Raw genomic sequence first — 21,759 nt, forward strand, 5'->3', positions numbered from 1 at the left:
GCTGTCAATTTGCTGACGACAGGCCTTAACCCGGCTCCGCGTGTTCCACCATCAACTGTACCTTGGTTGTACCGTTATATTCGTTGGCATCCAGTCTAAAAGCAACCGTTGCGTAATCCGGCAGCGCATCGGCGTGGCCGAACCAGATGGCGTCGTACTTCTGACCGTTTTTTTCGAGCAGCAGTTTCAGGTGCTTTTCCTTCAGGATGCGCTGGCTGAGCACGCGGAAACGATCGCAGAACACCGGCGGCGCAAAACCTTGTCCCCATACCTGTTCGTCCATCAGGCTGATGAAGTTGACCGAATAATAGGCATCCTCCAGCACCCCGTCGGTCTCCACCACGCGCTCGAGCTGGTTTTGCGTCAGCCAGTCTTGGCCTACTCCCTCGAACGCCTGGGCGAAGGCGTCGAAGGCTTCGGCGCGGATGGTCAGGCCGGCCGCCATCGCATGGCCGCCGAACTTGGTGATGATCGAAGGCGCGTGCTTGGACACCAGGTCCAGCGCATCGCGCAAATGGAAGCCGGCGATCGAGCGGCCCGAACCCTTGATCAGGCCTTCGTCGCCGGGGGCGAAGGTGATGGTTGGGCGATAGAATTTGTCCTTCAGGCGCGACGCCACGATGCCGATCACGCCCTGATGCCAGGAGGCGTCGAACACGCTGATGGTGCGGCGGTCCTGCGGATTGAAGTCGTCCAGCAGATTCAGCGCCGTGTCCTGCATGCCGGCTTCGATGTCGCGCCGTTCGCGGTTGATGGCGTCGAGCTGCTGGGCGATGGCCCAGGCGCGGCCTTCATCGTCGGTGGTCAGGCATTCGATGCCGAGCGCCATGTCGGCCAGGCGGCCGGCGGCGTTCAGGCGCGGGCCGACGGCGAAGCCGAGATCGAACGGCGTGGCGCGGCGCGCTTCGCGGCCGGCGGCGCGGAACAGCGCGGCGATGCCGGCATGCATGCGGCCGGCGCGCATGCGCTTGAGACCTTGCGCCACCAGGATGCGATTGTTGGCGTCGAGCTTGACGACGTCGGCCACGGTGCCCAGCGCGACCAGGTCGAGCAGGGCGTCGAGCTTGGGCTGGGTCTGTGCGTCGAAGATACCGCGCTTGCGCATCTCCGCGCGCAAGGCCAGCAACACGTAGAACATCACGCCCACGCCGGCCAGGTTCTTGCTCGGGAAGCCGCAGGACGGCTGGTTGGGGTTCACGATCACGCGCGCATCCGGCAGGCTGTCGCCGGGCAAGTGGTGGTCGGTGACCACAACGTCGATGCCGCGCGCCTTGGCGGCGGCGACGCCGTCGATGCTGGCGATGCCGTTGTCGACGGTAACGATGATGTCGGGCGATTTTTCGCGGATGGTCAGTTCGACGATTTCAGGCGTCAGGCCGTAGCCGTACTCAAAGCGGTTCGGCACGATGTAGTCGACTTGCGCGCCCAGGCTGCGCAGGCCGCGCAGGCCGACGGCGCAGGCGGTGGCGCCGTCGCAGTCGTAGTCGGCGACGATGACCATTTTCTTGCCGGCGGCAATGGCGTCGGCCAGGTAGACCGCGGCGGCGTCGATATGCAGCAGGCCGGACGGCGCCATCAGCGCGGCCAGTTCGCTCGACAGGTCTTTGGCGCTGAGCAGGCCGCGCGCTGCGTAGACGCGTGCCAGCACGGGATGGATGCCGTCGTGGATCAAGCCGTCGACGTCGCGCGGGTCGTAGGTGCGTGTACTGATGCGGATCATAGGGGCGTCTTCATGCCGCCAGTTTCGCCAGCGACGGTTTTATCCAGAACCTGCGCAGCGACGATGCGGTGGCGGTGAGGTGCAGCAGCTTGTCCTGGCCGGTCAGGATCAGCGACAGGCTGTCGAGGCGTTTGTCGCGCACGGCTTGCAGCAGCGGTGCGAACCACAGGTTGTCGAGCGCTTCCATGCGCTGCAGCCAATAGCCCCATTCATTGGTCAGGCCCGGTTCCAGCAGGGCATCGAGCATCAACAAGCCATGCTCGCCCGGCGCGGCCAGTACGCCGTCCGGGCCGGCGCTGTGCTGGGCTTCGCCGGCCAGCGCCTGCGGCCAGCCGCTCAGGTTGAAGTTGGACTGATACTTTGTCGTTACGGCGGCGGTCGCGGCAGCGCCGCCCCAGATCCAGAGGGAGTTGACCGGTTTCTTGCCGAGCATTTCGCGTTCTTCGTTGATCGATTCCGAGAACCATTGCATCTGCACTTCATTCTGCAATTTGCGCCAGGCCAGTTCCCCTGGGCCTTCCGGCATCCAGATATCGATGTTGCGGCCGCTGGCGGCCTGCGGCGACGAAGTGCGCAGGCCGGCCCAGTCGTCGGCGCGCATCAGCCAGGTGGCGGCATCGGCATACAGCAGCGTGCGGCCGATTTCCTCGAACAGCGGCAACGCGGACTGGAACAGGCGCAGCGATTCGGGGTCGTCCAGTTCCAACTGGTCGATGTTGGTCAGCACCAGATGGTCGCGCGCAACGTGGATATGCGCCGGCTGCAGGATGAACCAGTGGCCTTCGGTGGGCGCGGGGATAGCGGCGCTGGTGCGCAGGAAGGCGGCCGCCGCAGACGGGCTGTCGCCGCGTTCGTCTTGCTGAGCAGCGCTTTGCGCAGTCAGGCCGAAACGGCCGGCGAGCCAGTGCTCATGCGGCAGGGCACGGGAAAATGGATCGAGGTTTTGCAGCGGTGCGGCGGTCTTGCTGCGCGCCAACAGCATGGCCAGCGCCGGCGCCTTGCATTCGCGCATCAGGTCGCGCGCCATTTCGGCCTGTGGCAGCCCGAAAGGTAAAAGGATGTCGAGATGATTCATGCCGCGATTGTAGGCGAAAATCCCCCACGAGGGAGAAGGTCCGCCATGGAGGCGGCCTGTCGCGGGACGCCGGAAGTCGCAAATAAACGCCGCAAGCAAAACTAAGCGTGCCTTTTGCGATCTGAGAGGGGCTGCAAGGAAGCGTCCAGGCGAAGGGCGACAGTGAAAGATGGCTGAGAGTGTGGCAAACTGGCGTATTGTCGCCCGGCGTCGTTTCTGCGTCGTCCTTTGCGGATTTCCTTGCGTTTTGCGCAGTTTTGCCGCCGGTTCCGGCAACCCTCCTTCTTGAAAAGAGAGTCAAGGTTTGAGTCTGATAAAAAATTTACCCTTCGAATGGCTGGTCGGCATTCGTTATACGCGCGCCGGTAAACGCAGCGGCCGCAACAGTTTCATTTCCTTCATTTCCTTGATTTCCATGGCCGGCATCGCGCTCGGCGTGGCGGCGCTGATCGTGGTGCTGTCGGTAATGAACGGTTTCCAGAAAGAAGTGCGCGACCGCATGTTGTCGGTACTGTCGCATATTGAAGTGTTCGACGCCTCCGGCGCCATGCCGGACTGGCAGGCGGTCGCCAAACAGACTTTCCAGAACAAGGAAGTCATCGGCGCGGCGCCTTACGTGGCGGCGCAGGCGATGATGACGCGCGACGATAACGTACGCGGCGTGGTGATCCGGGGCGTGCTGCCGGCGGAGGAGCCCAAGGTGTCCGACGTGGCGAACCAGGTCAGGCAGGGCAAATTCTCCGATCTCAAGCCGGGCGAGTTCAACATCGTGCTGGGCGGCGAACTGGCGCGCGGCCTGCATGTGACGCTGGGCGACAAGGTCACGTTGATCGCGCCGCAAGGGCAGGTGACGCCGGCCGGCGTGCTGCCGCGGCTGAAGCAGTTCACGGTGGTCGGCATCTTCGAGGCCGGGCACTACGAGTTCGATTCCTCGCTGGCCTTCATCCAGATCGAGGACGCCGAACGCCTGTTCCGCCTCGATGCGCCATCCGGCGTTCGCCTGCGCATCAAGGACATGCTGCAGGCGCCGCAGGTCACGCAGGAGCTGTCGACGCAACTGACCGGCAATCTCTACCTGCGCGACTGGTCGCAGCAGAACAGCAACTGGTTCGCGGCGGTCAAGACCGAGAAGCGCATGATGTTCATCATCCTGACGCTGATCATTGCGGTGGCCGCCTTCAACCTGGTGTCGACGCTGGTGATGACGGTGACCGACAAGCAGGCCGACATCGCCATCCTGCGCACGCTCGGCGCGTCGCCCGGTTCGATCATGAAAATCTTCATGATCCAGGGCGCGCTGGTCGGCCTGATCGGCACCGGCCTGGGCGTCGGCTTCGGCGTGCTGGTGGCGCTCAACATCGACGTCATCGTGCCGGCGATCGAGCACTTGCTGCATGTGCAGTTCCTGCCCAAGAGCATTTACGTGATTTCCGAATTGCCTTCCGACCTGATCTGGTCGGATGTGTGGACTATCGGAGGCGTGGCGGTGGTGCTGGCCTTCCTTGCGACGTTGTACCCAAGCTGGGCGGCGGCGCGCGTCAAACCGGCGGAGGCCCTGCGCTATGAATAACGTCATGAGCGACACCATGAATCAACATGATCGGATTGTGCTGTCCTGCCGCGGCCTGGGCAAGACCTTCACGCAAGGCAAGTACTCGGTCAAGGTGCTCAACGGCGTCGATATCGACGTCAAGGCCGGCGAGCAGGTCGCCATCGTCGGTGCATCCGGTTCGGGCAAATCGACGCTGTTGCATCTGTTGGGCGGTCTTGACACGCCGACCGCCGGCAGCGTGACCTTGCAGGGCAAGGACTTCGCGAGCCTCGGCGAAGCCGCGCGCGGCGACCTGCGCAATGCGGCGCTCGGCTTCGTCTACCAGTTCCATCATTTGCTGCCGGAATTTTCGGCGCTCGACAACGTCGCCATGCCGCTGATGATCCGCCGCGTCAAACGCGACCAGGCGCAACAGCAGGCCCGTGAGATACTGGCCCGCGTGGGTCTGGAAAACCGCGTCAGTCACGTGCCGGGCGAGCTGTCCGGCGGCGAGCGCCAGCGCGTGGCCCTGGCGCGCGCGCTGGTCACCAGTCCGGCTTGCGTGCTGGCCGACGAGCCGACCGGCAACCTCGACCGCTCGACTGCCGACAAGACTTTCGAATTGATGATGGAACTGTCGCAAAAGCTGGGCACCGCCTTCGTCATCGTCACCCATGACATCGAGCTGGCGCGCCGCTGCGGACGCGTATTGCGATTGTCGGAAAACGGCTTGCTGCCGTATGTTGCATAAATGAGGAATCCATCATGAACACACGCCAATGGCTGGAAAAACTGGTCGCCTTCGACACCACCAGCCGCAACTCCAATCTGGAACTGATCACCACCGTGCGCGACAACCTGCAGTCGCAGGGCATCACGCCGTGGTTTGCGCATAACAAGGAGCGCACCAAGGCCAATCTGTTCGCCACGCTGCCTGCTACGCAAGGTCCCGACGCCGGCGATACGCAAGGCGGCATCGTCCTGTCGGGACATACCGACGTGGTGCCGGTCGACGGCCAGAAATGGGATAGCGATCCGTTCAAGCTGACCGAGCGCGACGGTTTGCTGTATGGACGCGGCAGTTGCGACATGAAGGGTTACATCGCCGCGTCGCTGGCGCTGGTGCCGGAATTCCTGGCGATGCCGCGCAACAAGCCGCTGCACCTGGCTTTTTCCTACGATGAGGAAATCGGCTGCGCCGGCGCGCCGACCATGCTGGCCGAATTGCAGCAGCGCGGCATCCGTCCGGAAGGTTGCGTGGTCGGCGAACCAACCAATATGCAGGTGGTGGTGGCGCACAAGGGCATCAATGCCTTCAGTTGCCGCGTGCACGGCAAGTCCGCGCACTCCTCGCTGACGCCACAAGGTTGCAACGCGATCGAATATGCCGCGCGCCTGATCTGCGCGATCCGCGATTTTGCCGACGCCTACAAGGTCAACGGCCCTTACGACACGCTGTACGACGTGCCGTTTTCCACCATGACGACAAATCAGATTCGCGGCGGCATTGCGATCAACACGATTCCCGATTTGTGCGAGTTTACGTATGAATTCCGCAATCTGCCGGGCATGTCGCCGGAGAAGATCCAGGAACAGATCACGCACTATGTGCGCGACCACTTGTTGCCGAAGATGCAAGCCGAATATCCGGAAGCCAAGATCGACATCGGCATCATCGCCGCCAGTCCCGCGCTGGAAACCGCCGAGCAGGAAGCCATCACGGCGCTTGTGCGCGCGCTGACCGAAGACAACGAGAAGCGCAAGGTCGCGTATGCCACCGAGGCGGGATTGTTCCAACGCATCGGCATCCCGACCATCGTCTGCGGCCCCGGCGATATCGTGCAGGCGCACAAGCCGAATGAGTTCGTGGCGATTGCGCAATTGCAACGTTGCGAAGATTTTCTGCGTAAGTTGGGATATTCGTTGGGACATTCGCTGCAAGCCGCCTGATCGGCGCGTTACCGCGGCCTCGTCGTTGATCGTTCCTGAGCGAAGAAAAACATGTGGATCGATACGCATTGCCATCTTGACGCCGGAGAATTTGCCGGCGAAGAACTTGCCATCGCCGACGGCGCGGCCGGGCAGGGCGTCGGCATGATTGTCGTGCCTGCGGTGGCGACATGCAATTTCGCCGCCGTCGCGCGGCTGGCGCGGCAACGCCGCAATTGCGTCTATGCACTCGGGATTCACCCATTGTATGTGCCGACCGCCGATGAAAGCGATCTCCAGGTCTTGCGCCGGGAGATTGAAAGGGCTCTTGGCGACACACGTTTTGTCGCCATCGGCGAGATCGGACTGGATTTCTTCGTTCCGGAATTGAAGGAGGGCGCGCTGCGCGAGAAGCAGGAGCATTTCTACAGCGAGCAACTGAAACTGGCGCGGGAATTCGATTTGCCGGTGTTGCTGCATGTGCGCCGCTCGCAAGACATCATCCTTAAATATCTGCGCCGCATCGCCGTGCCGGGCGGCATTGCGCATGCCTTCAACGGCAGCGTCCAGCAGGCGCAGGCTTTTATCGGGCTGGGCTTCAAACTTGGCTTCGGTGGGGCGATGACGTTTCCGCGTTCGCTGCAAATCCGCCGTCTGGCCAGCGAAGTACCGCTGCAAGCCATCGTGCTGGAAACCGATGCGCCGGATATTTCGCCGGCATGGCTGCATCCGCAACGCAACACACCGGACCAGATTCCGCGCATCGGCCAGGTGTTGGCCGAGCTGCGCGGCATGCGCGCGGAAGACGTCGCGCTGGCCACGTCGGCCAATGCGCATGCAGCGCTGCCGCGACTGATGTCGGTTTCATAGCATGCGCAGCGCGATTTTCGGTTTCACAGCAGGAATTGCCTTCCTGCAAATGCAGGCGCAATTGCTTTCCTTTGAAGTACACATGATCTTGCTGGCGGTGGCGGTCCTGCTGTCGCTGGTCTGCTGGCGTTTGCGCAAGGGCGGCATGCCCGCAGCGTGGCGGACCGTCTTGCGAATCGTCTTGCTCAATATCGCCGGCTTATGCGCCGGCTTCGCCTGGGCCGGGCTGATGGCGCAATATCGGCTCGACGACGAGTTGCCGGCGGCGTGGGAAGGGCATGACGTCACGGTGGTAGGCACCGTCGATAGTCTGCCCTATCGTTTCGGGCGCGGCGTGCGCTTCAATTTCAATGTGGAAAAGATTGCGCCGCAAGCAGGGCGGATGCCGCCCGTTCCGTCCCGGCTGGCTTTGTCATGGTATGCCGAAGGCGCATTCAGCCAGGCGACAGGTGCGGCCGAAAGCGGCGCGCCTGCTGCAGTCCCGGCCATCCGGCCGGGCGAACGCTGGCAATTGACGGTGCGCCTGAAGCGTCCGCACGGCAACGCCAATCCGTATGTAAGGGCGAGTTAAAGATAAATAACTTAAAAAGGGGAGTTCGTCGTATAGTGGACAGATTGCTTTTCGCTGTCACTGAAATTTCTACTGGTACTTTCCTGAACTGTGATGCCAAAGGCCTAAGTGAATAGAGACACAGAGCTGCATCTAGTCAGAAAAGCGAAGAAATTAACCCTTCCCAGGTTTGTACTCACTGAAGTATGTGACGCTATCGACGCAGGGGCGAGACGTATAACACTTCCAGTGGACTCTATCGAGATCGCTTGCTATGAGCATCCCAAGCTTACTGATACTGGTCAAAGAGTCGATAAGAAACCAAAATGGAAACTCTTTGAATTCAACCTATACCCCGTTGTGCTGGAAGCCTCCGGCCTTCCATGGCCAGAAGCGAACATTTATATTTTGTCTCGGCTTGAAAATACGCTAAGCCCATCTATGTCGACCTACGATGGTATTGCGGAGGATTTAACCGCTTATCGTAGATTCTGTGATGATGAAATTATTGACTGGTGCAATTTCCCAGCTCAAAAATTGGGCCGACCAACCTATCGCTATAGCAACCATTTACGAAGAGGCATAGAAACCGGTGCGATAGCAATTTCAACGGCTAAACGCAGAATAAGTTCCGTAATCGCTTTCTACACTTGGTTGAAGGATGAAGGCATATTGGTGCCGGCGCATGTGCCTTGGAAAGAATCGGATAAATTTCTTAAACTGACTGGTACATACGGATTCGAATTCATAAAGAAAGTAACGACTACGGATATTTCAATTCGTATTCCGGCACAGCATGATCCTTATGATGGCGCTATTGATGACGGGGGAAAATTACGCCCGCTTCCCTTGAATGAGCAACGGTGGATACTAGAGGCACTCATCAAGCGAGGTAACACTGAGATGACGCTGATACATGTGCTTGCTTTACTTTCGGGGGCTCGTATTCAAACGGTGCTTACTTTCCGAGTACGACATGTTTACAAGTTGGTTGCCGAGCAACCTAACAGTGATCCATCGACTGAAATTCGTTGTCCTGTTGGACCAGGGACTGGAATCGACACCAAAAGAGACAAGAGATTGTCATTGCATTTGCCTTTATGGTTTTGTCGGATGTTGTTGACTTATGTTGAAAGTGAGCGTGCGCGTCGTCGTCGCGCTTTGGCCAAGCGAGGCGATACCGAAGATCAGTATTTATTTTTAAGCAAATACGGCACGCCCTTTTACAGCTGTAAGGAAGATAACCGGATTTTCGATGCCGATAGCAATCTGCGGCATCACACGAAAGGACAATCTATCCGAAAGTTTATGTCCGAAGTTGTTATTCCATATGTTCGTATGAAATACGATGTGAAATTTCGCTATCGCTTCCATGATTTACGTGCTTCGTTTGGCATGAATCTAACTGATACGCAGCTAAAACTTGTAGCGCAAAACAAAAAAACATTAAACCAAGTTCGGGAATATGTAAAAGTGCGAATGGGGCATGAGTCGGCAGCCACCACTGACCTTTACCTTCAATTTCGAGACAATGCTGCTCATGTGTTGCAGGTCATAGATGGCCACGACGACTATCTTCAGAATCTGGCCGCTAGCATGGAAATACTATGAGTAAATTTAGTGCACGTCCTGTTGTAATCCTGGATATGCCTATGCCCGCGGACACTGTGCTTCTTAGACCAGAACACGTTCTTTTACGTATTCGAATGCAAACGACCATTGACGTGGGGGCGTTATGTTATTTGCAGCGAGAAACAACGAAAGAACAGGGTCCTAGACTTGCCAATGAAGGTCGTAAAGTACAGTTAACCTCTCTTTGCCCGAAACGTATTGAACATATTCGAGGTTTTATTTCGTACATTTCGGAAGAGATAAAGGTGGGTAGAAATAGGCCCATGGTGATTTATAACATAACTCAATATTTCAGCAGATTCATGGCTTGGGCCGATGAGAATGGGCATTCTGACGTATTAGACAATGTTGAAGCGACGCGCATTACCGTCATTGCGTACGCTGCTTATATTCGGGAACGGGTCGCCTCCCATGCGATTACCATGGACTACGGAGCAGTCGTGCAACGCACGACGTTTCATCTACTTGGTGAATTCCTTGGAATCGAAAATCTCATTCGAGGTATTAATTTGCTTCGAAAAGATTCCAAATCTACGCCTACGGTGCCGCCTAGCGAGGAGGATCAGAAACGTACTCTTCAGCTATGTGAGGCCATATTTGAAGGCTTAACCACGTTGGTTTTGGATGAGAAGCCATATCCATTCTCGGTGTCCATGCCCTCTTACTTAGGTTATCCAGAAAACAATATGTGGATATTCCCGTCTTCTATATGGTGTTTGCCACCTTCGAAGTTAGTTGTCGATGCTTCCTATATTTTTAATTACCGCACAGGTCGAATTAATTCTGCCAACGAAACGATGGCCATCGGGATGTATAGCGGTAAGCCTAATATGTACAAGCAGGTGTTTAATCGAGCAAAGCATAATTTGTCTAGTGCCAATAGTGATCCTTTGCACTGGCATCGCCGGTTTATGGGAATGATGGCACTTAACGCGTTTATTTTTATGTTTTTATCGCGGACCGGGATGAATTGGGCGCAGGCTATAGATTTACCTTGGTCTGGTAGTTTCACGAAAGTTGCGACAATCCGTCAAAAATTTAGAAGTATTAAACATAGGGCAGGGGGCAAGGAAGTCTACTTTCAATTGCCGTTGAGATTCATGCCCTTTTTCAAAAGATTTTTAGAGTTACGTGATTATCTTTTACAGGGATATTCTGATTTTGATCATTTGTTTTTCACAATGGGGAATCGTTCAGCCTGTGTTCCGACCCCATTGAAAAGTTCGTTGCAGATCACTAGTAAATTTTTAAAACGTATTGATCCAAAAATTGTGCCGGTCTTGTCTCGCGCTTGGCGTGCGGCCAAAAGCGATTGGATGATATCGCGGACAGACGTCTCAACGACGGCTCAAATATTGCAAAATTCGGAGCGGACCGTTCTGAAGTCATATGCGACCGGTTCAGTTGAAACACACCAAATGGAAATGTCCGCATTTTTGAACCGAATGGTTGTGAACAAGGGCATTGTTTCGAGCGGCAGTATTCAAAACTCAGTTGGGGATTGCACCTCCTATGGTAATCCTAATGAAATTTCGGGCCTAATCATCGTGAAGCCAAATTGTGGGAGACCTGAGGTCGGCTGCCTATTTTGTGACAAGTTTCAGGTGCATGCCGATGAAATTGATGTCCGCAAACTTTTAAGTTGTCGCTACTGCTTGACTCGAACTTCTCACCTAACAGGGTTCCATGCGATATCGGAGCCGTTACTTGAGCAAATTCAGCTCATCCTGAATGAAGTAGGTAGCCGTGACCCGTTACTAGTGCCTCGAATTGCTATAGAGGTAGAGGAGGGCGAGTTGGACCCGTATTGGGCAAGAAAATATGACATGTTGCTTAGATTGCGACTCGTAGATGATACAGAGTAAATTTGAGGCAAAACTTAATCTACCGATAGGGATATTGCCCACGGAAGTCTACGATATGGCTGATGGCTCTCGCCCCAAGGGTGATTTCCTTATCAGCAGGCGCCGGGACAATACCATCGTTTCTAGATACGACGATTTAATTTGGGATATTTCAGTATGGCAAACTAATGGGCGCCGCACCATATTGAATTTTGATTGCTGGAAAAAAGAAGCACCCATTACTTCGACTCGCAATCTCTTAATCGAAGAGGCGAGGTGGATAATGTTTTCATTGATATGGTTGCGGAACGGAGCGCCTCTCAGTGTAGGGTCCTTAACTAATTTTATGTCCACCGTTCGAGCGTTAGCTCTATATGCTGACGATATCTCGTACAGCATTCCAGAATTATTGGTGGATGAAACTCGGTTGCTTGATTTCTCAATAAATCGATGCTCGCGAAGCCGAAATAAATCGCTAAGCAGTTTACTTTTCAATCTGGAAGGAATCGGTGAGAAGTTGATAGGCTTTAGCATTGCTGGCGAAAAATTTCAGAGACATTTAGCCGCACGTCTTCGTGAATCTGCTGATGAGGAAAAGCAGACTCCGCCTATTCCAACAAGGATTTATTCTGAAATTCTTTCATCACTTTCACGGGAACTATCCGAATGGGAAAAGATTGCATCAGAGGCGTTAACAATATTACGAGATGCTAGTGCAGATCCGCGCTACGGTCGCAGAGGCGATGCGCAGGAAAAGTTATCAAGGCAGCTTGGACTAAGTGACAAGCGTCCTATATGGACTAAGATTGCATCTACGCACCTTCGCACATATTTGCAGAAAAAGGGCTTGAGCGATGGGGTTTGTGGAGTGGCCTCCGCGGTGACCCAGATACAGCTTATAGCAAAGCTAACAATACAGGCCTTCTCAGGTATGCGAGATGATGAGGCGAGGCACCTGCCATATGATTGTATAGAAGCCACGACACCGCGCGGCGGTGGAGCTCAACGCCTAATTCGCGGGAGGACGACAAAATTATCTAAGGGACCGAGAGACGTGCGATGGGTCACGAACAAAGAGGGACATCATGCGATCGAAATTGCAAGGAAAATCGCGGCGACGATTTATGCTACCTGTGCTAAATCTGTATTGCCGGTAGAAGTTTCTAGTGCCCAAATGAAGGAGCGTCCTTTGCTTGTATCTGTTGCGTACACGGCAACCACGGGAAAGCGTCGTATTGTACCGGCTGATGGACATTTTTTTGCAGGGAACTTCTGGCCCCCTCGCTTTGGCAAGTTGTGGGCACGTTTGCAACCCGTCATCGAGACCTGCGATTTGGTTGAGTTGGAGCAAATTGATGAACATCGTGCTTGGCGGTCAGAAAAACTATTTCAAATAGGTTCCCGCTGGCATTTGGAAACACATCAACTGCGTCGCTCTTTGGCTTTATACGCACAGCGTTCTGGCCTTGTAAGCTTGCCGTCGTTGCGTAGACAATTACAACATATTACTAACGAAATGACCCGTTACTATTCACGGGGCTCGTTGTATGCCAAGAATATTTTCAAAGATGGCATTGCTGATATTGGTCACTTTTGTTTTGAATGGCAAACGACGCAAGTTGAATCTGAAATGATCAGTTATGCCACTCATGTATTGTTCACTGACGAAAAATTATTTGGAGGCCATGCGGCTTTTATTGCACATAGACTGCAAGGCACTGATCGAATCGTTACGACTGAAGCACGTGCCGAAACTGTACGTATGTTTAAGAATGGACAATTAAGCTATCGTGAAACCCTTATAGGGGGATGTATTCGTACGGATGAATGCGAGAGTCCAGCAGTGGACTGGTTGAATTTAGAATGTATCGCTAACAACTGCAGCCATATGGTCGGTAGTTTGAGGAAATTGGAATTGGTGGTTGAAGAGCAAGAGCGGCTAGTAAGTTCCTTACCGCCAACATCGGTGTTGTATCGGACGGAAAATGCGAATCTGACAGTATTAGTTCGCGCCCGAGATAAAATTCTTCAAGAAAGAAAGGACGGTTCCAAATGACGCGACGTTCACCAGCCATTTCTGAGTATTTTGAAGCTTTGGTTCGTCTCAGCACTGGGCGACCGTTGAATGTACTAAAGGGGACAAGGATCACTAATGATGCTGTTGCTTTAGAGGCGGGAAGAGGCAAGGGAAGTATCAAAAAATCCAGGCCGTCTTTTTCGGCACTGGTTGACGCGATTGATGCTGCCGCGGAAGTTCAAGCTAATGACTCGCCTGAGCGGCAACAGCAAGTGCGGTTCGAGAAAATTAAAGGCAACGCACATCGGTATCGTAATGACCATGAAAATGCGATAGCCTCTCTTGTGGCCCGGCTATACGAGATACATGAATTAAAGAAAAAAGTAAGGGGATTGGAGGAGCAAGTACGGACCCTACAGCAAGCCTCAAATATAAAAGTACAGATCATTAAGCAATGACATTAGCCTATCTCTATCCCGCCTAATTGCTCTGCTAGGACTGGGTGCGTATTCGCATGAAAGTAGCCATCTAGACGCATCACAAAGTAGCCGGGCATTCGCATTAAAATAGCCAGCCAAGAAAACTGCGAAAATGTCTGCAATCGGCGGCGGAAGCAGACATCTCATTTGAATCTTTCTGCACAGTCAGCGAAAGAGATGGGTAGAAGCCGAAATTTTTTGAGACTCCGAGAAATCGGTAAATCTCTATAATGAGCGCTATCTTGCATTTCGCCTTTTCTAAATGAATCAATCAAACCAAACTAATAATTCCCATCCGTCTATTTCTAGCGCCATGGTCTTCCTGCTGGCCGTCTCGGTCGGCTTGATCGTCGCCAATATCTATTACTCGCAGCCGCTGATCGGCCCCATCGCCCGGGAGCTCGGCATGTCGCCGCAGGCCGCCGGCCTGATTGCCACGCTTACGCAGCTCGGCTACGGCGCCGGCCTGCTGCTGCTGGTGCCGCTGGGCGACTTGATCGAAAATCGTAAACTGACCGTCGGCATCATCGGCTTGGGCATGATCGCCTCGCTCACGGTGGCGTCGGTCAGCCATACGCTGCCATTCTTGCTGGCCTGCATCGGGATAGGAATCAGTTCTGTGTCGGTGCAATTGCTGGTGCCGTACGCGGCGCACCTGGCGCCGGAAGCAATGCGCGGGCGCGTGGTCGGCAAGACGATGAGCGGTTTGATGCTGGGCATCATGCTCGCGCGGCCGGTGGCCAGCCTGATTACGGATCTATGGTCGTGGCAGGCGGTGTTCTACATGGCCGCCGGCATCATGGTGGTGCTGGGATGCGTGCTGTGGCGCGCGTTGCCGCCGCGGCAGCCGGAGCACCAATCGACTTACGGCGCGCTGCTGGCGTCATTGGGACATTTGCTGATGGATACGCCCATCTTGCGCCGGCGCGGCATTTATCACGCCGCGCTGTTCGGCTCGTTCAGCCTGTTCTGGACGGCGGTGCCGCTGCTGCTTGCCAGTCCGGCCTACGGTTTGTCGCAGACCGGCATTGCCTTGTTCGCGCTGGCCGGCGTGGCCGGCGCCATCTCCGCGCCGATCGCCGGCGCGATGGCCGATCATGGCTGGAGTCGTCCAGCGACTGGCATAGCGATGATCATCGCGGCGTTGGCATTTTTATTGTCGATGTGCGCGCCTGCTGGAACTAATCTGGGCCTCGGTCTGCTGGTGGTCTCGGCGATTCTGCTGGATTTCAGCGTAACGGCAAATCTGGTCCTGGGCCAGCGCGCCATATTTATTCTGGGCGCTACACTACGTAGCCGGCTTAATGGTTTGTATATCGCAATATTTTTTGTAGGCGGCGCGATCGGCTCGGCTTTAGCTGGCTGGGGTTATGCGCAAGGCGGTTGGAATTTAACTGCATGGATTGGCTTCGCGCTACCGGCGTTGGCTTTGCCGTATTACGCCATGGAGTGGCGAACAGAAAAAACTTAAAGGATACGAGCTCATTTGTACAAGAGCGATGTTCATTACTCCGTTGTTCAGATCACAAAACCAATTCAATTGTTAGTAAATACACTAGAGATCTGCGGAGAGCTATGGTTGTTCAAGAGTTACCGTCTTCACAATCGACTCAAATTCACTAAAAATATCGGGATATTTTTGAATTAATGTCCGCGTGATGGCATCATTTTCTAACAATCGAACCAAATAGCCACGGGCGAGAACAAGATTCAAAACGTCTTTTCCATATGTCTGCTCGACGATTTTATATTGCTCCTGTACCCCTCCCATTTCTCTTTCCATTTTCGCTATTTGCTCACGAGATACACCACGTACTTTTTTAGGTTTCTCATTTTCCTCCAGAAGCTCAGGAGGAGTAGCCGCCAACATCGCTTCTGCGTAAGTAATTGTCAGAATGTTTGCGGAGATCATGAGTTCTACGCACTCAATTTGCCGGGTAGGTTTCATCTTTCTCAACACTGCGGAAAGATTCTCAGGAAAGATTCGGTCCTTCAGTAGCTCGATGGCCTCTAAGCAAATTCCATTTAATAAATTCACTTTCTTTGAAATCTGACTTACTCCAACGTTTAATGCGCTGGCTAAGCGCTGAGCAGAAACTCCTCTGTCGACTGCTCGACGGATCATGTAATGCTCCTGAATAGTCGACAGTCTATTTACTCTGCTGTTATAGGTGAAGGATTCGTCATCATTTGCGATCAGACAGGGGACAGAAAGATGACCAATCTCTCGCAGAACAACTAACCTTGCATGCCCGTCCAACAACATATGATGCGGAGTGTCTACTATTTTTGGGGTAACGATAAGAGGTTCAATTAAGCCGATTTCTAGAATGGAGGTGTGTATCTGATGAAATTTTTTGGAGACACTCATTGTCTGCGGCAACGATTTAGAAGGAAGTATATTCTCCAAAGGGATAGAAATTGGTTCCATCAAAAACGCTGTCGGAAGGCGGCTATTCATGTCGTTACTCCAGTTGGCCAAACGCGTTCTGCTAAATATGTTGGAAGCGTGCCTAAACCTTCCGCACGAAGCAAGTTAGAAAAATTCTCATCTATCAAGAGTTCACGGAGAGCACCAATTACAAAAAGCAATCTCTGTTGAGCCACTTCAGCCTTTTTAACCATTAACTGCTGTCTCTGCACTTCCTTTTGGTATGTTCTTACCAGGCTTGATGAAGTAAGATCTTTTTCTCTCTTTGCATTTGGAAGTGCTCTACCTTGAAGCTTTCTATATTCCATTATCTTTTTAGCTTCAAATAATTGTTTGCCTCTAAGCTCTCCAGATTCATAGGCATCTTGCAATGCTCCTTGTATGACCTTATCGCTATTTCCTGATGCGACTATGGTCAACGCGACTGACATCGGAATCTTCCCTTTCTCAACCGCGGCAAGCAGCCTTTCTTCTCCGCGCTCAAGGAGCGCTAATATTCCTTGGACACGCTCTACAGATAAGCCTGTTTTGGCTGCAATAGCATGCTTGTCGTATCCTTTATCGCGAAGATTAACAATTCCACTGAATGTCTCTAAAGGGTGATACCGACGTCTCGCCATATTTTCGACTAAGCTCATGATGAAAGCATCTTCATCACTCACCGATATGACGATGGCGGGGATTTCACTTTCTCCCAATTCTTTAAATGCTTTTAGCCGACCCTCGCCGCAAACCAAGAGAAATTTTTCTTCTCCATCATGGATTCTCGGCGTAACTGTGATCGGCTTTTTTAACCCTACGGCTTGAATGTTAGCCACAATTTCCTCGAACACTTTGCTGTTACGTTCGCGAGGATTAAGCACTTCAATTTTATCTACAGGAATCAATCTCAATTCACTGGGAACTTGTTGTTCTATCATGCCCATCTCCTCAAGCGAGTATGTTCCGCCATGCCATATAAATAATCGAGGGTTTCAAATCGATAGCAGTCAAATTCGATTGCGTTTTGATCAGCAAGGCTTAACGAGCGTAGGCCGAAGTCCAATCTGGGGAGTAAAAAATAATCCAAAGTATTTTTATTGTCGTGATCGAGGCGCACAGCGACGGTGATATCAGGGATAAGGCTAGCGTCGAAACGGATTTTCCAGCGATTCCGGCCAGAAACTTGCATTTGGCAACGCGCAAGCACGATGGATACCGAAAACTCCTTATTTACCGTCAGAAGATCGTTTGTAGGATCACGAAATACAACTCCTCCTAAACTGGCAATTTTCGCTTCTGTTTGTGCGACGATTTCTGGATGCAGGCGCCGGATAACACGATTGGTTTCCAGATATTGATAATCTCTATCGGGAGTAAACCCCACCAATGAATATGCACGAATTAGACTACCAAATCGATGAGCATACACAGACGATCCTGGCATGCTTTCCTCTTCATCGATTATGAGGCCGGATAATATGCCTCGCGCCTTGTAGAGTTCACGTAACCGGGCGATAAGCTCTTCATCGGTGTATCTTCTTGCACGTGCCTTGATAATCCCTTGTGCTGTATAAAATATTTCCGGAGGGACAATGGCAGCGAACGCATTCTCTTTCCTGATCCACATCTTCGACTCATTAACTACCCTCAATTTTTTGAGTTTGAATGAAATCCTATTGTAGACATTGCTGCCGATATATTTTTCGTTAGTAAGTATTTCGTGGACAATTCCGCGGTTCCACATTCTCCCTTGTTCAAGCGGGACTTTCATCGCATTCAAACGACCGGCTATTTCTAGTTCGGTTTTACCATCCTCTATAAACCAATGATAGATTTGGCCGATTATTTGTATTTCATTCGTTGTACCGGGAGCAAGAATGACTCGATCTGTCTGCAAGCTCTTATATTCGCCTCGCGTTAGCTCACCTTTCTCCGAACCAGATTGATCGACGAGTATTCGCTTTAGGCCATATCCTGGGGAGCCACCTTGACGAAAGCCCAGTTCGATGAGACGGCATTGACCAGCGAACACCTTCGTAGAAAGCTCACGGCTATATTCGCCAGCCATTGCACGTTTGACGCCCTTTACGATTGTTGATACTGGGGATCCGTCATTTTCAAACTGCTCGGCACAGTAAGCAACTGAGATGCCGGCACGTTTACAAATATATTCGTAGTAAGCGCTTTCATCGGCGTCTTGAAATCTTCCCCATCGGCTGACATCGTAGACAAGAATAATTTCAAAATTAGCCTTGCCATTTTGTACGTCGTCAATTAATTGTTGAAGGGATTTCCGACCATCGATCCGTAGCCCACTTTTCCCCTCGTCTGCATACGTCTTTACGATTTGTATATTACGTCTGAGGGCGTATTCCTGGATTTTTTGATGCTGATTATCTGTTGAATATTGTTGATGCTCCGTAGACATGCGTACGTACTCGGCTGCGCGAAATAGGGCTGGCCCGGATGAAATTGGTGTGATGTTCTCTTGATGCTGCATGCCAAAGTCACTCTAAATTTTCTTTCTCGAGAAAAACGCACATTCCGCCGAAAGAGGCTCGCGTTCCCATAAAATTTCACTTTGGAAAGCTACAGCGTTATTGGCTTTTTGTTTGGCATCCTCTCTTTACAATTAAGAGTTTTTTTCGACCTTAAAAGCCGTTATTACAGTGAGGCGTACCAGCCAAGCATCCTTCTTTGCAACATCTGAAGACTCGTCAATAAGTAAATACAATCCCGTGGTTGGATCGAGCTTTTTCGTCGATGTGTTTTCTCCTTCGATGGCATTCAAAGGTTGATGGTGGCCGCGCTTTCTTTGCTGCTCGCGATTGTGTTCGGTATATTAGGGGTGAGAAAGACGGTAGTTACGCCAATACGCTGGATTTGCATCGGCCCACGCTTGCTGTGCTCGGATTTGGTTGTCTTTGTAATCGGGATCAGTATGCCGCTTATTTAGCTGCCAGAGACGTCTTCGTTCTTTCTGACATACTTTCTCAGAACAAAACTCTTGAAGTGGCGATTGTGGTCTGGGCTCAAAAAAATTGCCACAAGATTGGCATCGTTTTTGCATGGGACTCCCCTAAAGACATGAGTATTTGTGAGAGAAACTAAATTATCCCCGTATCTCACAAGCTCACTCTGAGCACCATACGTACATTTGTGTTCCACAACACCTTTGCATTTTTCTAAATTTTACGACATGCAAGATATCGATTTGATGAGTAGCGATGGAGATAATCTTTTGTAAACTAGTGATTGAGGTGAATTTGCGACGATGCTAACCATAATCGAATCGTAGTAAGAATGTCAGCTATCGGCGGAAGCAGTCTTTCGAAAAGTTGAATTTATGAGCATTCCTAAAAAACTTGGCTTGACGAACTACAAATGCGCCCACTGCGAACATGCTTACAAAGCAGTAGGCTTGGGAGACTTTTGTTATGGCGAATTCATACTGCAAAGCAATGGAGGTGCTGAGAGATATCTGGATGCACTTAGCGATACGACCTATGGAGAAGTGGATGAAATGCTTAAGGCTCATCCTCTCCTTGCCGAAAATAGTGCACTACAGATCGCCAAATTACTGCAGAGTATTTACGGGGCAGTTGCATGCGATCCTGATGATGAAGGTAATTGTCTAATCGTAGGAAATCCACCAAAATGCCCAAACTGTGCTGCTCAGGTCGTTGTTTCTTGGGACGCGACAGATCCAATGGAGTTCTCGGAAGTAGAAACTATGTTGGTTACACACCGGCTATGGAATTCGTTACGCCTCCTATTCATTGATCGGCTTCACATGGTATTTATACTGGACCATTTGAGAAGATGCGATTTTTTTGTGAAAATTGATTGCGGCCTGTTCATCCGGATGCTTGGCGAGATTGAAGAACTTTTTCTACAATCAAGTTGGCTTCCTTCTCGGTTAACGGAAGAACATCGATACCAAGCACATCATGCGCCGTTGATATGGTTTGATCGACTAATATACGGAAGTCAAGGTCTTTGTCGCGGTCAGGGCCGAGAGCGATGGTGTTGTCGAGCTGAGTTTTGAAGTTGGCGATATACCTCCGCTGATGCAAGCGTGCCAATGTATAAAGATATTCATACTCATAGGCCGTTATTTGACGCTTTGTTGAGATGAGTGCTGCCTCAAGATATCCCAGAGCATCCTGGATAGGGCGATCAACAATTACCAAATCGAGTTGTAAGCCGGCTTTGAGTTCGGCGTTGATCACCGCGGTCATAATCCATAATGTGCTTTCAAATGTATGATCTTTGAGGATGCCAAATCCCTCCTTCTGGCATTGCGTAGCGATATCGCCCACACGGGTGACAGTTAAGCCGGCAACCGTAGCTTTGCGGGTAAGTAATTCGGTAAATGTAGTTTTTCCCGTCGAGTGCGTGCCAGCGATGCCGATGTAGTGCGCCATTAAAATAGCCCTCTCTGAATGCTTAAAAAATATGGATCGTTGGGGCTGGCCCCGAGTTCTGCTAGTTTTGCAAGAGTGAGTTGCCCATCTCCGTCCAATCGCTGAATTAAAATGAGAAAGAGTTTTGCGGTAGCAAAGGCGTCATACATCGCCCGGTGCTGAGCGCCCGGTGGTAAATCAGCGATGTCAAATTCATCGATTAGGGCTGTAAGTGAATAGCTCTTCAGATTTGGAGCCACAGCCTTGGCAAGCTTGATCGTGTCGATTACTAGCATTGGCTTCCAATGTGGGAGTTGCGCCTGGATGAGAAGATGGTCTACCTGAACGTAGTGGCCGATCAGAATCTCTTGACCTAGCCCTTTTTCGATAATGATTGACAGTTCTTTAAAGGTTGGATGATCTGCTACGTCGGTATTTGTGATGCCATGGAGATTTGTGGCTTGTGGCGTTATCGGGCTATTGGGCCGTATTAGCCACTGCTTTACTTCGTCCTCACATATTGAGCGTGCGCAGATTGGTATTAAGGCGAGTTCGATGATTTCATGCGGTTTTTGCCCGTTTCCTTGGGCCTGTACATAATTTTGTGTAAACGGACTATTGGCAGGAAACTGTCGCCTTGTCTGGAGCCACAATGAGTAAGAAGAAACACGACGTACCAGAAGAACTACTGGCTGGATTGCTAGCCAATTACAAGAATCCCGAAGATTTGATAGGTGAAGAAGGCCTGTTGAAACATCTCACCAAGCTGGTGGTGGAACGGGCGCTGGAAGCCGAGCTGAGCGAGCACCTTGGTCATGACAAGCATGGGAGCGTTGCCAATGACACGGGCAACACCCGGAACGGCAAGAGTCGCAAGACGCTCAAGGGTGAATTTGGCGAGTTGCCGATTGAAATTCCCCGCGACCGTCATGGCAGCTTTGAACCGAAGCTGGTGACCAAGCATCAGACGCGTTGGGCCGGGTTCGACGACAAGATTATGTCGCTGTATGCCCGTGGCATGACGGTACGAGAGATTCAGGCACACCTGGAAGAGATGTACGGCACCGAGGTGTCACCCAGCCTGATTTCGTCGGTCACTGACGCCGTCGTCGATGAGGTCAAGGCATGGCAAGCCAGGCCATTGAATCCGATTTACCCCATCGTTTATCTGGACTGCATCCATGTCAAAGTGCGTGAGGGAACGGTGCGGGTAAAGGCCGTCTATCTGGCCATCGGTATCACCATGGATGGCGAGAAGGAAGTGTTGGGGCTGTGGCTGGCGCAAACGGAAGG

At 52.4% G+C, this 21,759-nt stretch carries 18 protein-coding genes; 11 read left to right on the top strand and 7 right to left on the bottom strand.

Annotation, left to right across the window (positions count from 1 at the left end; translation table 11 throughout):
- Nucleotides 1-25: 25 nt before the first annotated feature.
- Together recJ and RV1423_RS19405 are read right to left on the bottom strand one after the other, a co-directional pair.
- Complete coding sequence (gene recJ / locus RV1423_RS19400) at nt 26-1,720, bottom strand: single-stranded-DNA-specific exonuclease RecJ (protein WP_034300165.1); 1,695 nt, start codon at nt 1,718-1,720, stop codon at nt 26-28.
- Nucleotides 1,721-1,730: 10 nt separating this feature from the next.
- Nucleotides 1,731-2,795: a hypothetical protein gene (locus tag RV1423_RS19405; protein WP_034300168.1), complete on the bottom strand. Its 1,065-nt coding sequence runs from the start codon at nt 2,793-2,795 to the stop codon at nt 1,731-1,733.
- Between the two features lie 304 nt (nt 2,796-3,099).
- Here RV1423_RS19405 and RV1423_RS19410 point away from each other — a divergent pair, with 304 nt between their 5' ends.
- The 10 genes from RV1423_RS19410 to RV1423_RS19450 all read left to right on the top strand — a co-directional run bounded on the left by RV1423_RS19410 (nt 3,100) and on the right by RV1423_RS19450 (nt 15,118).
- Entirely contained in the window at nt 3,100-4,365 is a 1,266-nt protein-coding gene (locus RV1423_RS19410; protein ID WP_034300170.1) for a lipoprotein-releasing ABC transporter permease subunit, read from the top strand.
- Nucleotides 4,366-4,381: 16 nt separating this feature from the next.
- On the top strand, nt 4,382-5,077 hold the full coding sequence (lolD, locus tag RV1423_RS19415; RefSeq protein ID WP_034300215.1) for a lipoprotein-releasing ABC transporter ATP-binding protein LolD: 696 nt from the start codon (nt 4,382-4,384) through the stop codon (nt 5,075-5,077).
- A 14-nt stretch (nt 5,078-5,091) separates the two neighbouring features.
- A complete protein-coding gene (argE, locus tag RV1423_RS19420; protein ID WP_034300171.1) occupies nt 5,092-6,276 on the top strand; it encodes an acetylornithine deacetylase in 1,185 nt (394 codons plus the stop codon).
- A 51-nt stretch (nt 6,277-6,327) separates the two neighbouring features.
- Nucleotides 6,328-7,125 carry a TatD family hydrolase gene (locus tag RV1423_RS19425; protein WP_034300173.1) on the top strand — a complete coding sequence of 266 codons (798 nt, stop codon included), beginning with the start codon at nt 6,328-6,330 and terminating at the stop codon, nt 7,123-7,125.
- A 1-nt stretch (nt 7,126) separates the two neighbouring features.
- Entirely contained in the window at nt 7,127-7,696 is a 570-nt protein-coding gene (locus RV1423_RS19430; RefSeq protein ID WP_034300175.1) for a ComEC/Rec2 family competence protein, read from the top strand.
- A 228-nt stretch (nt 7,697-7,924) separates the two neighbouring features.
- On the top strand, nt 7,925-9,286 hold the full coding sequence (locus RV1423_RS29155; protein WP_197034968.1) for a site-specific integrase: 1,362 nt from the start codon (nt 7,925-7,927) through the stop codon (nt 9,284-9,286).
- Nucleotides 9,283-11,172 (top strand): hypothetical protein, encoded by a 1,890-nt coding sequence (locus RV1423_RS19440; RefSeq protein ID WP_034300178.1) that lies wholly within the window; start codon nt 9,283-9,285, stop codon nt 11,170-11,172. The genes RV1423_RS29155 and RV1423_RS19440 overlap by 4 nt, the downstream gene beginning before the upstream one ends.
- Before the next feature lie 55 nt (nt 11,173-11,227).
- Nucleotides 11,228-13,207 carry an integrase gene (locus RV1423_RS29955; protein ID WP_155835171.1) on the top strand — a complete coding sequence of 660 codons (1,980 nt, stop codon included), beginning with the start codon at nt 11,228-11,230 and terminating at the stop codon, nt 13,205-13,207.
- Nucleotides 13,204-13,626, top strand: a complete 423-nt coding sequence (locus RV1423_RS19445; RefSeq protein WP_034300180.1) for a hypothetical protein — start codon at nt 13,204-13,206, stop codon at nt 13,624-13,626. Before RV1423_RS29955 ends, RV1423_RS19445 begins: the two co-directional genes overlap by 4 nt.
- Nucleotides 13,627-13,909: 283 nt before the next feature.
- A complete protein-coding gene (locus RV1423_RS19450) occupies nt 13,910-15,118 on the top strand; it encodes an MFS transporter (protein ID WP_034300182.1) in 1,209 nt (402 codons plus the stop codon).
- Nucleotides 15,119-15,220: 102 nt separating this feature from the next.
- Here RV1423_RS19450 and RV1423_RS19455 read toward each other — a convergent pair whose 3' ends face one another.
- The 5 genes from RV1423_RS19455 to RV1423_RS19480 form a co-directional block, all read right to left on the bottom strand.
- Complete coding sequence (locus tag RV1423_RS19455) at nt 15,221-16,108, bottom strand: plasmid partitioning protein RepB C-terminal domain-containing protein (protein WP_034300184.1); 888 nt, start codon at nt 16,106-16,108, stop codon at nt 15,221-15,223.
- Entirely contained in the window at nt 16,105-16,998 is an 894-nt protein-coding gene (locus tag RV1423_RS19460; RefSeq protein ID WP_197034969.1) for a ParB/RepB/Spo0J family partition protein, read from the bottom strand. The genes RV1423_RS19455 and RV1423_RS19460 overlap by 4 nt, the downstream gene beginning before the upstream one ends.
- A complete protein-coding gene (locus RV1423_RS19465; RefSeq protein WP_034300190.1) occupies nt 16,995-18,560 on the bottom strand; it encodes a recombinase family protein in 1,566 nt (521 codons plus the stop codon). The genes RV1423_RS19460 and RV1423_RS19465 overlap by 4 nt, the downstream gene beginning before the upstream one ends.
- A gap of 1,357 nt (nt 18,561-19,917) precedes the next feature.
- A complete protein-coding gene (locus RV1423_RS19475; RefSeq protein ID WP_034300195.1) occupies nt 19,918-20,487 on the bottom strand; it encodes an AAA family ATPase in 570 nt (189 codons plus the stop codon).
- The gene (locus RV1423_RS19480) at nt 20,487-21,119 is read right to left on the bottom strand and encodes a PolC-type DNA polymerase III (RefSeq protein ID WP_051516796.1); all 633 of its coding nucleotides are present in this window, start codon (nt 21,117-21,119) and stop codon (nt 20,487-20,489) included. Before RV1423_RS19480 ends, RV1423_RS19475 begins: the two co-directional genes overlap by 1 nt.
- Between RV1423_RS19480 and RV1423_RS19485 the strand changes: the two genes are divergently transcribed.
- Nucleotides 21,119-21,759, top strand: a 641-nt coding sequence (locus tag RV1423_RS19485) for an IS256 family transposase (protein ID WP_034300197.1), incomplete at its 3' end; no start/stop codon positions are given. The two genes, RV1423_RS19480 and RV1423_RS19485, sit on opposite strands and share 1 nt — an antisense overlap.

Origin of the sequence: Herbaspirillum sp. RV1423, from assembly GCF_000577615.1 — a bacterium.
Taxonomy (GTDB): Bacteria; Pseudomonadota; Gammaproteobacteria; order Burkholderiales; family Burkholderiaceae_D; genus Herbaspirillum.

Excerpts from the sequence above, each read along its gene's own strand:
- RV1423_RS19430 (WP_034300175.1), top strand. The coding sequence starts at position 7,127 with ATGCGCAGCGCGATTTTCGGTTTCACAGCAGGAATTGCCTTCCTGCAA.
- argE (WP_034300171.1), top strand. The coding sequence starts at position 5,092 with ATGAACACACGCCAATGGCTGGAAAAACTGGTCGCCTTCGACACCACC.
- RV1423_RS19425 (WP_034300173.1), top strand. The coding sequence starts at position 6,328 with ATGTGGATCGATACGCATTGCCATCTTGACGCCGGAGAATTTGCCGGC.
- RV1423_RS19475 (WP_034300195.1), bottom strand. The coding sequence starts at position 20,487 with ATGGCGCACTACATCGGCATCGCTGGCACGCACTCGACGGGAAAAACT.
- RV1423_RS19445 (WP_034300180.1), top strand. The coding sequence starts at position 13,204 with ATGACGCGACGTTCACCAGCCATTTCTGAGTATTTTGAAGCTTTGGTT.
- RV1423_RS19465 (WP_034300190.1), bottom strand. The coding sequence starts at position 18,560 with ATGCAGCATCAAGAGAACATCACACCAATTTCATCCGGGCCAGCCCTA.
- recJ (WP_034300165.1), bottom strand. The coding sequence starts at position 1,720 with ATGATCCGCATCAGTACACGCACCTACGACCCGCGCGACGTCGACGGC.
- RV1423_RS19405 (WP_034300168.1), bottom strand. The coding sequence starts at position 2,795 with ATGAATCATCTCGACATCCTTTTACCTTTCGGGCTGCCACAGGCCGAA.
- RV1423_RS19460 (WP_197034969.1), bottom strand. The coding sequence starts at position 16,998 with ATGATAGAACAACAAGTTCCCAGTGAATTGAGATTGATTCCTGTAGAT.
- RV1423_RS19450 (WP_034300182.1), top strand. The coding sequence starts at position 13,910 with ATGAATCAATCAAACCAAACTAATAATTCCCATCCGTCTATTTCTAGC.
- RV1423_RS19455 (WP_034300184.1), bottom strand. The coding sequence starts at position 16,108 with ATGAATAGCCGCCTTCCGACAGCGTTTTTGATGGAACCAATTTCTATC.
- RV1423_RS19440 (WP_034300178.1), top strand. The coding sequence starts at position 9,283 with ATGAGTAAATTTAGTGCACGTCCTGTTGTAATCCTGGATATGCCTATG.
- lolD (WP_034300215.1), top strand. The coding sequence starts at position 4,382 with ATGAATCAACATGATCGGATTGTGCTGTCCTGCCGCGGCCTGGGCAAG.
- RV1423_RS29955 (WP_155835171.1), top strand. The coding sequence starts at position 11,228 with ATGGCTGATGGCTCTCGCCCCAAGGGTGATTTCCTTATCAGCAGGCGC.